The 13,144-nt window shown below is 61.4% G+C and carries 9 protein-coding genes; 2 read left to right on the top strand and 7 right to left on the bottom strand.

The window, feature by feature from the left end:
* Positions 1–163: 163 nt before the first annotated feature.
* On the bottom strand, positions 164–1,129 hold the full coding sequence (locus AXK12_RS02475; protein WP_068711186.1) for a bile acid:sodium symporter family protein: 966 nt from the start codon (positions 1,127–1,129) through the stop codon (positions 164–166).
* Positions 1,130–1,899: 770 nt separating this feature from the next.
* On the bottom strand, positions 1,900–3,471 hold the full coding sequence (gene murJ / locus AXK12_RS02470) for a murein biosynthesis integral membrane protein MurJ (RefSeq protein WP_068711185.1): 1,572 nt from the start codon (positions 3,469–3,471) through the stop codon (positions 1,900–1,902).
* Positions 3,472–3,636: 165 nt separating this feature from the next.
* On the opposite strand from murJ, the gene AXK12_RS02465 reads away from it, so the two are divergent.
* Entirely contained in the window at positions 3,637–4,593 is a 957-nt protein-coding gene (locus AXK12_RS02465; RefSeq protein ID WP_068711184.1) for a polyprenyl synthetase family protein, read from the top strand.
* A gap of 245 nt (positions 4,594–4,838) precedes the next feature.
* Here the strand turns inward: AXK12_RS02465 and tpiA are convergent, their stop codons facing one another.
* The 5 genes from tpiA to AXK12_RS02445 form a co-directional block, all read right to left on the bottom strand.
* Positions 4,839–5,606 (bottom strand): triose-phosphate isomerase, encoded by a 768-nt coding sequence (tpiA, locus tag AXK12_RS02460; protein WP_068711195.1) that lies wholly within the window; start codon positions 5,604–5,606, stop codon positions 4,839–4,841.
* Positions 5,607–5,676: 70 nt separating this feature from the next.
* Entirely contained in the window at positions 5,677–6,924 is a 1,248-nt protein-coding gene (pgk, locus tag AXK12_RS02455) for a phosphoglycerate kinase (RefSeq protein ID WP_068711194.1), read from the bottom strand.
* 193 nt (positions 6,925–7,117) lie between these two features.
* A complete protein-coding gene (locus AXK12_RS08820) occupies positions 7,118–7,675 on the bottom strand; it encodes a hypothetical protein (RefSeq protein ID WP_156468800.1) in 558 nt (185 codons plus the stop codon).
* Positions 7,676–7,777: 102 nt separating this feature from the next.
* Positions 7,778–8,827 carry a type I glyceraldehyde-3-phosphate dehydrogenase gene (gene gap, locus AXK12_RS02450; RefSeq protein ID WP_068711183.1) on the bottom strand — a complete coding sequence of 350 codons (1,050 nt, stop codon included), beginning with the start codon at positions 8,825–8,827 and terminating at the stop codon, positions 7,778–7,780.
* Positions 8,828–9,013: 186 nt separating this feature from the next.
* On the bottom strand, positions 9,014–11,569 hold the full coding sequence (locus tag AXK12_RS02445; RefSeq protein WP_068711182.1) for a hypothetical protein: 2,556 nt from the start codon (positions 11,567–11,569) through the stop codon (positions 9,014–9,016).
* A 157-nt stretch (positions 11,570–11,726) separates the two neighbouring features.
* Between AXK12_RS02445 and mnmA the strand changes: the two genes are divergently transcribed.
* The gene (mnmA, locus tag AXK12_RS02440; protein WP_068711181.1) at positions 11,727–12,935 is read left to right on the top strand and encodes a tRNA 2-thiouridine(34) synthase MnmA; all 1,209 of its coding nucleotides are present in this window, start codon (positions 11,727–11,729) and stop codon (positions 12,933–12,935) included.
* The last annotated feature ends 209 nt before the right edge of the window (positions 12,936–13,144 follow it).

Here is a 13,144-nt window from a genome sequence, read left to right as displayed (position 1 = left end):
ATTTTGGTTTCGTTTCTGCGCGTCGCGCAGAGGCGAAACCAAAATCTAAATGGGTGCAGCGACACGCTGCCGCCCCACGCGTAGTGGAAAAGTGCAGCTCACTGGTGAGCCGCGCACAAAATCTGGCTCCGTCGCAGCTCGCGGTTGAAACGCTGAACAGCCCCTAGCCCCGCTTCGCCCAGCGGCTCGCCAGCACACTGCACACGAGCAGTTGCAGTTGGTGATACACGATGATCGGCAGCAGGATTAGCCCCAGCGCGGGCGTCGCCCCAAAGATGAGCTGCGCCATCGGCACGCCCGCCGCCAGCGTCTTCTTTGAGCCGCAAAAAATCGCCGCAATCTCGTCCTCACGCGGCATCCCCGCCCAACGGCACACGAGCCTCACTGCAGCCATCGCAGCGAAAAATAGCCCCAGTGCCACGAGCGCGACTCCGCCAAGTGCCCACGGCGATTGCCCTGTCCAGACGTCGCGCCGCACCGACTCGCAAAACGAAGTGTAGACCAAGAGCAAAATCACCAGCCGGTCGGCGAGGTTGACCTTTGCCTTGTGCCGCTGCACGAGCGACCCCAGCACCGGCCGCAGCACCTGCCCCGCCGCCAACGGCAAAACCATCCAAACGACCAGGTCCCAAATCACCTCGCCCAGTGGGATTGGCTGACCAGTGGTCGCCGTCACCACGCTCATCCCAAGTGGCGTAAGCACGACGCCGATGAGGCTCGACAGCGTCGCGTTGCACACCGCGACCGGCACGTTCCCGCCCGCCGCCGCCGTCATCGCTACCGATGAGGACACCGTCGAAGGCAGCACACACACAAAGAAAATCCCCAGCCGCAGTTCTGGCGAAAACACCCCCTCAAGTAGCGGTAGCAGTGCCAAGCCCAGCAGCGGGAAAAACAAAAACGTGCACCCCTGCACCACCAAGTGCACCCGCCAGCTCAACGCCCCCGCTCGCAGCGCCGCAAAGGACAACAAAAGCCCGTGCAGCAGGAAAATCAGTGCCACGCCCGCCTTAACCGTAAACTCGGGCCGCAACCAACCGCCACTTGCCCCCGGGCCCGGCACCGCCCACGCCAGCAAAGCCGCCAACCCCATTCCGATTAAAAACCAATCCAGCTTGGGGACTCTCATTTAAGTTTGCCTCCAGGGCGCAGGACGAGGCGACGGTCCTTCGGGTCAAACACAGGAGCCAGTCGCAAGGCCAAATCAGCCTCTAACAAGGCCAAAACATAGTCATTTCGGTCACCAAAACCGTGAGCACTCGCCCGCTCGAGAAAAGACTGAAGCTCTTCGTTAGAAAGTGAAAAGGACACCGATTTCTTTTTCCCCTTTTGGGCATTAGAGACCATGACTCGCACTCCAAAGCTCCCGTTATTAAGAGTTAATTCTAAATCATAATTAATATCTAATTATAGTTATTAAAATTTGATTAAATCAATTCAAGGCTAGGGTCTGTTCCCGTTTCAAACGTGGCCGCGACGGAGGCAGATTTTGTGCGCGGCAAGGCGCGAGAAGCGAAGTTTGCTCATGCAAATGAGCGACGAGTAACGCAGCGGCGAGCGTGCGCAGCACACGTGAGTGGCGAGCCGCGAGCCAGATGCCTCGTCCCTTCGGGCTGCGCCGTAAGCAGCAGCGCGGCTCGCGTTTGAAACGGGAACAGACCCCAAGCTCAGAAACGGCAGGGCCTGCCATCTGCCACACAAAAGCCCCACCACTAACCCCATCCCCAAAATGAAACCCGTCCGCTTGTTATCTCTCGCGTTGGGTGCCTGCCCCATCGCTTCCCCTCCGAGTTTGGGCGAAACAGCCGACTCGCCGCTTCGGCAAAATTCTAAAAAAATCGCGAAACGCGCAAGACGACGGCCGAGAAACAACGCTCACCTTGCGCGCCCAATCCGTCGTCAGTCGTGCTGCCCGCGCAGCCTTCGCCACAGCGCGGGCAACTGCTCGCGGCCCTCAATCCGCAGGAGCCAAAGCGCCCCGCCATAAACGAGCACGCCCAGCGGAATCAGCCCGCCAACTGCCACGAAATCGCGCACCAGCCCCTGCCCTGCGCCGCCGACGACCCACCCTGCCTTGAGCGCCCACCAGCCACCGCCGACCACCGCCGCCATTGCGCAGACCGCCAGCACGAGCTTCGCGACTCCACCCCAAAGCGGCGCAAACGCCAGCTCCGGCAGCCGCACGGTCAGTGCCCGCTGGAGCTGCACCGCCTGCACGCCAATCGCCACCGTGCTCCCCAGCACCAGACCCGCCGCCCCCAGCGGTCGCATCAGCGCGATACTTAACCCGAGGTTTATCACGAAACTCACCGCCGCTAGCTTCACCGGCGTCTTCGTGTCCTTGAGCGCGTAAAACGCCCGCGTGCTCAGACTCGTGATTGAGAAAAACGGCATCCCCACAGCAAACAGCGCAAGCAAGGGCACGAGCATCGCCGTGTCACTCGGCCCAAACGAGCCGCGCTCAAAAAGCAGCCGCGTAATCGGCTCGGCCAACAAAGCTAGCCCCGCCGCAGCAGGCAGATTCACGAGTAAAATCAGCCTCAAGCCCTTCGCATAATCCGCCGCAAAAGCCCCCGACTGCCGCTGCGCCGCATGCTGTGCGAGCAGCGGATAAATCACCGTCGCCACCGCGATTGCGAAGACTCCGATCGGCAACTCCGTCAGCCGATTCGCGTAAAACAAGACCGCCGCCGCCTCATCGCTCACCGAAAAGGCCAAAAGCCGCGACACGTAGATATTGATCTGGTAAATCGCCACACCGAAGAGCCCCGGCGCCATCAACCGCGCAATCTCACGCACCCGTGCCGACAGCGTAAAATCCAGCCGAGGCCGCCAGCCCAGCCGCACCAGCACCAGCCCCGGCACCACCATTTGCAAAAAACCACCCGCCAGCACGCCCGCACACAACCAGTGCATCCGCCCCAAGCCCGTCTCCGCAAAGTGCAGCCCCGCGCCCCCGAGTGCGCCAATCATCGCCACATTCAGCCAAATCGGCGACAGCGCGGACTCGGTAAACCGCTTAAATACATTGAGCGTCGCGCTAAACGCCGCCGCCAAACACACGAACACTAAGTAAGGGAAAAGCACTACCGTGAGCTCCGCCGCGAGCGACCACTTCCCCGAAAACTGCGGCAACTGCGCCCCCCAGGCGAACAGCCCCATGCCCGCTGCCACCACGCCGCTCGCCACCAGCGCCAGCCAGCTTACCACCTGATTGAGCAAGCGAAACGCCGCCGCCTCAGCGCCCTCCTGCAACTCCTCCTGCAAAGTCGGCACAAACGCCGCCGTCAACGCGCCCTCCCCCAGCAGCCGCCGAAATAGATTGGGCAAGCTAAACGCCGTAATAAACGCCGAGTTGAGCGCACTCGTGCCAAACACCGCCGCGCTCAACTGGTCGCGCACAAGCCCCAGCACGCGCGAAACCACCGTCAACCCTGACACCACACCGATAGCCTTGAGTTTGCGCGACACCCAGTTAGCAGACTGCGCCCGCGCCCAAAGCCCAAGGCGAAATTCACTCTTTCCCGCATACGCACAACCCCTCACTCACTTCCGCTTAAAGACGCGAGGCCAACAAAGCCTCGCGAAAAATGAAAAGGTCGAAGACCTCGTCGCCCTACTCCCCCTCTTTTCCCAATGACCTTTTCCGAGCAACTCGCCCACTACACCGCGCAAGTCGAAGACGCGCTAGACGCACTCCTGCCGCCCGCCACCGCGCGCCCTACTCGGCTCCACGAAGCCATGCGCTACGCCGTGCTCGGCGGCGGCAAACGCCTCCGCCCCACCCTCTGCCTCGCCGCAGCAGAATTGTTTGAACCCACTAAGCTCAGACGCGGTGGAGACGACACCGCGCCAAGTGAAACGGCCTGCGCCCCTGCGCCCCCGGCTGCCGCTTTCGGCGCAGCCGTATCGATCGAGTGCCTACACTGCTACTCACTCGTCCACGACGACCTCCCCTGCATGGACGATGACGACCTACGCCGGGGCCGCCCCACCACCCACCGCGCCTTCGACGAGGCCACCGCGCTCCTCGCGGGCGATGCCCTCCTCACCCACGCCTTCGCGCTCCTCGCCGAGCACTACGCCGACAGTCCCGCACTCGCCCACGCCCTCACTCGCGAGCTCGCCCACGCCGCGGGGAGCCGCCGCCTCATCGGCGGGCAAATGGAAGACCTCCTCGCCGAGAAAAAACAAGGCACAGAAAACGCCGTCACTGCCGAAACGCTCGACTTCATCCACCTCAACAAAACCGCCGCAATGATCGAGGCCGCGCTCGTCATGGGCGGACTCGTAGGCGGTGCAGATGGCCCCCAGTGCGAAACCCTGCGCACTGTAGGCCGACACCTCGGACTCGGCTTTCAAATCGTGGACGACATCCTCGACGCCACCGCCGACACCGCGACTTTAGGCAAAACGGCAGGGAAAGACGCGCGCGCCGAAAAGACGACCTACGTAAGCCTCTACGGGATCGACGCCGCCCAAGCCCGCGCCGAGGAAGAAACGCAGCGCGCCCTCGCCGCACTCGCCACGCTCCCCGGCGACACCCGCTTCCTTGCCGACCTCACCCGCAGCCTCACCGACCGCAAGAAGTGAGGCCCTGCACCAATACGCCTACTACCGCCACCCTTGCCCCCGCCTGCGGACTCTTCCCACGCCGCGCCTCAGCCCAAGCCCTGCCTCTGCGCTTCGCGCAAAATCTTTCGTCAGAGCCTCGGCTTAATCGAGTGCACGGGACCGAGCCTAGAATACGAGAGCGAGATAGGCTGAAGAGTTATCAGACTATCTCGCCACTCTGAGTTGGGGAGCGCCTAGTGCGCTCCCCGTCCCCCGCCGAAGGCTTACTTCGCTTCGGCGGCGGCGTTTACCAGCTCTAGGAAGCTGCGGGCTTCTAGGCTCGCGCCGCCAATCAGCCCACCGTCGATGTCTTTTTGCGCTAAAAGCTCGGGGGCATTGTCGGGCTTCATCGAGCCGCCGTAGAGGATGCGGATCTTGCGCGCGAGGCTGGGCTCAAAGCGTGCCCCCAGCAGCTCGCGGATAAAGGCGTGGACCTCTTGCGCTTGCGCTGCGGTCGCCACCTTGCCTGTGCCAATCGCCCAAACGGGTTCGTAGGCGATTGTGAGGCTTGCGGCTTGCGCTGCGTCGACGCCCGCCAGGCCACCCTCAAGCTGGGTCTGCACGACCTTGAGCGTCTCGCCTGCTTCGCGCTCCTCGAGCGTTTCGCCCACGCAAAGAATCGGGCGTAGTTCGTTTTTGAGCGCGGCAAGGACCTTGCCGTTAACGACCTCATCGGTCTCGCCGAAGAGTGCCCGCCGCTCGCTGTGCCCGAGGATGACGTAGGTGACGTAGAGGTCGCGCAGCATGGGCGCGGAGATTTCGCCCGTGTAGGCACCGCTGCGCTCAGCGTGCATAGTTTGCGCACCGAGTTTGAGGCTCGTGCCTTCGAGTTTGCGGCTGACGGTTTCCAGCGCGGTAAAGGGCGGACAAACGAGCACATCGACTTCGGTTTGCGGGCCGAGCTGGGTCACGAGTTCGGAGACGAGTTCGACGGCTTCCGTGCCGCTTTTGTTCATCTTCCAGTTTCCAGCGATGAGTTTTTTCCGAGTGATCATAGGAGAGTAAATAGCTGTGCGATGAATAGCTGGCAAACGCGCACATCGGCGCGTCCCAGGGCGGGGCTTAGCTTTCGAGGAAGACGACGCCGGGCAGGGCCTTGCCTTCGAGAAACTCTAGGCTCGCGCCGCCTCCGGTTGAGCAATGGGTGACTTTATCCGCGACGCCGAATTTCTTGGCGGCGGTCGCGGTGTCGCCTCCGCCGATGACGGTCGTCGCGCCGCGCGCAGTCGCTTGGGCTACGGCCTCGGCCATGGCGCGAGTCGCACCCGCAAATTTGTCGAACTCAAAAACGCCCGCCGGGCCATTCCAGATAATGGTCTTAGCCGAGAGAATCGCTTTGCAGTAACGGGCGGTGGATTGCGGCCCTGCATCAAGCCCTTGCCAGCCTTCGGGAATGCCGCCGCTCGCTTCGTCAGCGGGCTGAGTCTGCGCGTCTGGGCTAAAGCTATCGGCACAAAGGAAGTCGTCGGGCAAGATGAGCTCGACGCCACGCGCAGTGGCTTTGGCGGCGAGGTCGGCGACGAGGGCCGCGCCTGCTTCGTCGTAAAGACTGTCACCGATCGGCATTTGGTCTAAGACTGTCTTAAACGTGAAAGCCATGCCCCCGCCGATGATGAGCTTATCGGCACGTTCGAGCAGGTTGGTGATAAGCGGGATTTTGTCGGCGATTTTCGCGCCGCCCAAAATGGCGAGCAGCGGGCGCTCAGGTGCAGCGAGGACTTTGTTAAAGGCGTTGAGCTCGGCCTCCATAAGGAAACCGGCGGCCTTTTCGGCGAGGGCGACACCTACCATCGAGGAGTGCGCGCGGTGGGCGGTGCCAAACGCGTCGTTTACAAACACATCGCCCAGCCGGGTAAGGCTGGCACGAAAGGCCTCCACTGCGGCGGGATCGGCTTTGCGCGTGCTGCCGTCTTCGGCCTTGGCCTTGCCTTCTTCCTCGATGTGGAAACGCAGATTTTCGAGCAAGACGACCGAGCCGGGCGCGAGGCTTGCGCACGCAGCCTCAACCTCAGGGCCCACGCAGTCGGCGAGTAAGCGCACAGGACGAGCGAGGAGTTTCTCCAACTCTGCGGCGACGGGCTTGAGCGAGTATTTCTCAACGCGCTGCCCGTTGGGCCGCCCGAGGTGACTCATGAGGACGACCGCCGCACCCCTATCGAGCGCGTGCTGGATGGTCGGCAGCGCAGCGACGATGCGCTGGTTGTTGGTAATCGCGCCGGTGGCTTTGTCCTGAGGGACGTTGAAATCGACGCGGATTAGCGCGCGCTTACCCGCTAGGGAGAGGTCGCGAATGGATTTGAAGTTACTCATCTTAATAAAATCGGAACGGAGGGGCGGGTTTGGCCCATGGGCGGGCGCGCCAGTGGGCGCAAAAAGCCAGAAAAAAGAGGAGAGCAGCACTTGCTGCTGATCTCCTCTGCGGGCTTCAGCGTACTCACGCGCACGCTGAAATAGAGTTAAGCTGTTATCACAAAGATAAAGTCTTTTTTAAGTGAAAATTCACTTAATTCATCTTTATATCAGAACATATTATAACTCCACCAAGTCCGCTATGGTGCACATAGATCGTATCTCCGTTAGAAAAATGCTGACCAAGTTCAGCTAATGTGTCCTCAACGCAAGATCTAGTATAACAAATTTTGATGAGGCGCAACCCGACCGGACAACTCTCGTCCAGTACAGAGGCATCTCCTTGTTTATTATCTGAATCACCTTCTGCGACATTAAATTTTACAAAACTTAATTTATCCCCCTCATGAACGATACCATAGGAAATCGAGCGAACGCCCTCTAACTTTCTGCTAAAAGCCGCATAAAGCTGACCTGCTTGCTCAGAAAGTATTTCTTTTACGCCTTCCGTCTCGGTTATCGGAACGGAATAATCGCTAAGTACTTTTAGCCCAGGGAGCTTAATGTTTTTAAGAAGATTTCCGTCTTCTATAAGAGATTTATCTGAAACCTCTGAATTATTACCAGTCTCGCTAGCAATTGCCCCATTGGAATAAGCTATAAAAGAAGCTATTCCCAAAGCCAGGAGTGATATTAGTTTTATTTTTTTCATATTTATTTTACTTTCCTTTACCAATTGAGGTTATTCCTCAATATAATTTCATTAAAGACTCGGCGCGCGCTCCAGCAGGGGGGCGGGAGCGCGCGCCGCCGCTTAAAGCGCGGCGGCGATTTTCTTGGTCAAATCGACAACGCGGTTCGAGTAACCCCACTCGTTGTCATACCAGCTCACGAGCTTGAAGAACTTGCTGTTGAGCTCGATACCGCTGCCCGCATCGAAAATCGACGAGGCTTTGCAGTGGATGAAGTCGGAAGACACGACCTCGTCACCAGTGTATTCGAGGACGCCCTTGAGGTAAGTCTCGCTGGCCTTCTTCATCGCCGCGCAGATTTCCGCGTAGGAGGTTTCCTTCGTGGTGCGCACGGTGAGATCGACGACCGAGACGGTCGGCGTGGGCACGCGCAGCGACATGCCGGTGAGCTTGCCCTTCACTTCGGGGAGGACGAGGGCCGTGGCCTTCGCCGCACCGGTCGAGGCGGGGATGATGTTTTGCGCAGCGGCACGCCCGCCCTTCCAGTCCTTCTTCGAGGGGCCGTCCACGGTTTTTTGCGTGGCGGTGTAGGAGTGGACGGTCGTCATGAGCCCTTCCTCGACGCCAAAGCCTTCTTTGAGCAGCACGGAGACGATCGGCGCGAGGCAGTTCGTCGTGCAGGAGGCGTTGGAAATGATGCTGTGTTGCGCGACGTCGAGCTTCTCGTCGTTTACGCCCATCACCACGGTGATGTCTTCGCCTTTAGCGGGCGCGGAGATGATGACCTTCTTGGCTCCGGCGCTAATGTGGCCGCGGGCTTTTTCCGCTTCGGTGAAGAGGCCGGTGGACTCAATAACGAGGTCCACGCCGAGCGCGCCCCAAGGCAACGCAGCGGGCCCAGCGCGCTCGCCGAGAACTTTGATTTTGTGGCCGTTGACCACGAGCACGTCGTCCTCAGCCGCGTCGGGCGAGGATTTCTCGCTCGTGACCGTGCCGTTGAAGCGGCCCTGCACGCTGTCGTATTTGAGCAGGTAAGCGAGGTTGTCGGCGGGGACGAGGTCGTTCACTGCGACGACGTCGAGGGTGCTGCCGAGGAGTCCTTGCTCGACAAGCGCGCGAAATACGAGGCGGCCAATCCGGCCAAATCCATTAATACCAACTTTGATAGCCATAAGTGTGCGGTTAGGTGGGTTCTGTTATTTTATTATTTGTATCGGAAAAGGGACACGAGCGGCTCGGCGGCAGCGCTACGGTGGCTCTTGCGGCACCTTCGAACTGTCATGCCAAATCGCACGCAGCGCGCAGACTGAGGGGCTCGGGCTTCGGCAAGCAAGGGTGTTTTCGGCCCCGCTGAGCGGTCATAAGCTGCTCTGCCAGAGCCCACAAGATAAGGCAGGCAGCCAAAGGCGGCTCGTGAGCGGCTGGCGCACGCCATTTGCACCCAAAAAGCACTCGTGGTTAGCAATTTGCGTCCAGCGGGAGACTGTCGGCAGGGCCTCGCCGAGCGGGATTTCCACTTCGGCCCCAGTCGGATTTATCGCAAAAAGGAGCCGTTGGCGGCCTTGGCTGGCGTCGAAATTGTAGACGACCGCGCAAGCCGTGGAGTTTGGCGCGTGGTAAAACCGGAAGAAACCCGCGCTGGGCAGCCGCCACTGGCGCAAGAACCGCCCCGCCTCGCTGCGGCGAAACGCAATCCAGTCCGCAAAGTAAGCGTGCGTCGCCGGATACCGCAGCAAGCGGCGGTAATCGAGCGCGTTGAGGTCGCCGCGTTGGTAAGTGTTACTGACGCCTCCCTTAGACCGGAGAAAGTCCTGCCCCGCCGCGATCATCGGTATCCCGAGCGAGGCGAAAAGCAGCGCGGCCATCAGGTGCGTGCGGCGGCGGTCGTTGAGCGTGGGGACGCTGCCGTTGTGGTCAGGGTTTTCGGTAATCACATCAATCCACGCGCGGTCGTCGTGCGACTCACTGTAGTTGACCGTTTGCGCGGGCCACTTCGCCCAAAACCACGGCGCGCCTTTTATAAAATACTCAAAAGTCTCGGGCAAGCTGCCGCCGCGCACGTAGTCGCGTACAAAGTCGCGGTAGCCGTCGTTCCACGACGACCAACCCGTGTCGCGCAGAGCCCCCGCGATGTGCCCGCGATAGCTCCACGGCTCGGAGATGAGGATCACATCGGGTTTTACTTTTTTGAGCGCGTGCTCGATCTCGCGGAGCACATCGACCCCGATCAGCTCGGCCAAATCGAAGCGAAACCCATCCACGCCAAAGCACTCAATCATGTGGCGGCACGAATCGATGATGAGCCGCTTGGCCATCGCCGCGTGAGCGCGCAGGTCGTTTCCGCAACCGCTCCAATTCGAGAGTTCGCCTTGGGCGTTGTGCTCAAAGTAGTACTGCCGGTCGATTGCCGCGAGTCCGGCGGGCACGCCTTGGTGGTTGTAAACCACATCCAGGACGACCGCGATCCCACGCCGGTGAAACGCCAGCACCAAATCCTGCAACTCGCGGATGCCGCTCGCTCGCGCCGGGTCGAGCGCGTAGGCACTCGCAGGCGCAAACCAATTCACCGGCATGTAACCCCAGTGATACTCCTCTCGCGTGCAGTTATCGAACTCCTGCACCGGTTGCAGCTCCACGCAGTTCACGCCCAGCCGCTGCAAGTAAAAGTCCTCGCTCTCCACCCATTTGCGTAACCCGCTAAAACCCAGCCGCTCCTCGGCACTCAGCTCGATCGGGGCCTGCGCGGCCAGATCACGCACATGGGCCTCGGCAATGACGAGATCTTGCCACTGCGGCGTCGAAAAATGCTCCGCGAGCCCGGGCCGCGCCAGCAGCGCCCGATCAATCACGATCCCCGGCCCCTCGCGCCCCACACAGGCCAATGCATACGGGTCGAGCACCCGCGCACCGCGCTCGCCGCCGCCCGCACTTGCGGATTTGTCGCCGCCCACCTCGCCCAAAAGCTGATACCAATAATACCGCCCGTGCAGATTTCCCTCCACACACGCCTCCCAGATGTAGGGCTGCGAGCCGAGCCGCTCTAGCGAAACCACCTCGGCAGGCGCACTCGGCTCGGGCGACTCCGAGAGTAAGACCCGCACCGCCGAAGCGCGCGGCGCGAAAAGCCGAAAATACGTTTGCCCGTCCTCGACCATTGCCCCCAGCGGCAACTCGCTTGCCAGCGAGAAAAAAAAGTTCCCCGGCTCTAGCGGCACGCCCGCCTCAAGCCCGCCCAGGGCCAGCGGCGCGACCCACCAGCGCTGGCTCAAGTCGAGCGGCCAGCGCAGCGTGAACTTAAAAAACTGCCGCCCCGTCCGCTGCACATCGATTTGGTAGTTAAAATGCCCGAGCTCGTCCGCCACCCGATTCGGCGAGTCCTCCGGCACGTTGAGCCAGAGCTGCTCGCCAGTCACAAATTTGAATTGCACGCGCCGCCCATCACGCAGCTTTCGCATCGCCGCCCGCCGCCGCGCAGGCGGCACTACGCAGCAACACAAGGGCCGCAAATCGGGCTCGACCTCGCTAAAACCCTGAGCGGCTGCCCCACTCGCCGCGTATTTTCCCTCCGCCTCCGAGCTGTCGGCGTAGGGCTTAAGCTCCCACACCGGATCGCCCGCGCCCTGCCAGTGGTTAAAGTCACCCGAGACAAACACCCGCTCGCCCTCCGGCACAGCCGCGCTCGGCAACGCAAAGACCAAAGCCCCATCCTCCCGAACAAAATACCCGTAACGGCGCGCCGCCGCATGCCGCGGCGCAAACTCCAGCCGCGCGAAAAGCGGCGTCGCCTCCACGCCCTCGCCCCCACGCAGTCGCACCGCCGGCACATCCACCTGACCCCAGTCGTGTGCATATTCGATGTAGCCGCTCTTTAGCGAACTCAGCCAAGCGCGGATCAACGGATTATGTGCGGTCATAGGAGGAGCAGTTTCAACAAACTGCGAAGCAGGAAACACTTAGGCGCGGATGCTTTGCGAGCGTAATTACCTAAGAGCTGCGCAAGCTCGCCCCCGAGCGCGAGCCCGATTCGCGTCACCCTTGACGACCTGCGCGCTTAGCGTGTCGCTTGCCCTTATGGCCCGCCACGCCGCTACGCCCCACGACTCCGCAGCACCGCCCCACGAGAAAGAAAAAGTCCTCGTGGCCCTCTCCGGCGGAGTCGATAGCTCCGTCGCCGCGCTGCTGCTCAAACGCGCGGGCCACGATGTCGTCGCCGCCTACATGAAAAACTGGGTCAACGAAGACGGCACCATTGGCCATTGCCCTTGGGAAGAAGACATCCGCGACGCGCGCGCCGTCGCCGATCACCTCGGCATCGAGTTTCGCGTCGTCAACCTCATGCACGACTACCGCCGCCTCGTCGTCGATTACCTGCTCGAAAGCTACCAACGCGGCCTCACCCCAAACCCCGACGTGATGTGCAACCGCGAAATCAAATTCGGGGCCTTCCTCCGCTACGCCGAAGCCGAAGGCTTTAGCGCAGTCGCCACCGGACACTACGCCCGAAAGCTCACCACCCCCGCTTTGCCGCAACACGCCGCCACGCGCCACGCGCCCGCATCCGCGCAAAACAGGGCAGCCGCCACAGCCTGCCGCCTGATTGAAGGCGCCGACAAAAACAAAGACCAAAGCTACTTCCTCGCGCTCCTCACCGGCGCACAACTCGCTAAAGCCCGCTTCCCGATTGGGCATTTAACCAAGCCCGAACTCCGCAGCCTCGCCGCCGAAGCAGGCCTGCCGACCGCGCAAAAGAAAGACAGCCAAGGCATCTGCTTCATCGGCCAAATAAAAATGGCCGACTTCCTCCGCACCTACGTGCCCGACGCGCCCGGGCCGATTATCCGCGCAAGCGACGGCCTGCCGCTCGGCCAACATCGCGGCCTACACTACTTCACACTCGGCCAACGGCGCGGCATCGGCATCCCCTCCAACACCGATAACAAAGCCTACGTCGTCGTCGGCAAACGCGCCGCCGACCGCGCGCTCCTCGTCGCCTTTGACGACCCCAGCGCCCCCGGACTTTGGACGAGCGAAGCCCACATCCACAGCCTCAGCTTCATCACTACGCCAATCACCGAAGCCACAGGCCTCGAAGCCCGCGTCCGCTACCGCGACCCGCGCATCCCCATCCACTTTACGCCAAGTAAACACAGTGACGGCGGCGCACACATCCGATTCGAGACTCCCCAACGCGCCCTCGCCGCCGGGCAAATCATCGCGCTCTACCGCGGCGAAGCGCTCCTCGGCGGCGGCGTCTTCGGCGGCACAGACCTTTTTAAATAAGGGCAGTAGCGGATTAGCCGCTAGGGCTAGGGTCTGTTCCCGTTTCATCCGCGCGCCGCGACCGCCGCGCCTGACGGGCCGCCAACACTTGACGACGGCTCGCAAAATGGAAGCGGTCACTGACCGCCACTGCGCGTGGTGCGCAGCCGTAAGAAGCAGCACGGCTCGCATTCGAAACGGGAATAGCTGTATTATTCCCGTTTTTAAAA

The sequence above is a fragment of the Cephaloticoccus capnophilus genome, from assembly GCF_001580045.1.
GTDB lineage: Bacteria > Verrucomicrobiota > Verrucomicrobiia > Opitutales > Opitutaceae > Cephaloticoccus > Cephaloticoccus capnophilus.
This window is presented reverse-complemented; position numbering and strand designations above follow the sequence as displayed.

Coding starts and splice junctions, on each gene's coding strand:
- AXK12_RS02475 (WP_068711186.1), bottom strand. CDS start 1,129: ATGAGAGTCCCCAAGCTGGATTGGTTTTTAATCGGAATGGGGTTGGCG.
- AXK12_RS02465 (WP_068711184.1), top strand. CDS start 3,637: ATGACCTTTTCCGAGCAACTCGCCCACTACACCGCGCAAGTCGAAGAC.
- pgk (WP_068711194.1), bottom strand. CDS start 6,924: ATGAGTAACTTCAAATCCATTCGCGACCTCTCCCTAGCGGGTAAGCGC.
- AXK12_RS08820 (WP_156468800.1), bottom strand. CDS start 7,675: ATGAAAAAAATAAAACTAATATCACTCCTGGCTTTGGGAATAGCTTCT.
- gap (WP_068711183.1), bottom strand. CDS start 8,827: ATGGCTATCAAAGTTGGTATTAATGGATTTGGCCGGATTGGCCGCCTC.
- AXK12_RS02445 (WP_068711182.1), bottom strand. CDS start 11,569: ATGACCGCACATAATCCGTTGATCCGCGCTTGGCTGAGTTCGCTAAAG.
- mnmA (WP_068711181.1), top strand. CDS start 11,727: ATGGCCCGCCACGCCGCTACGCCCCACGACTCCGCAGCACCGCCCCAC.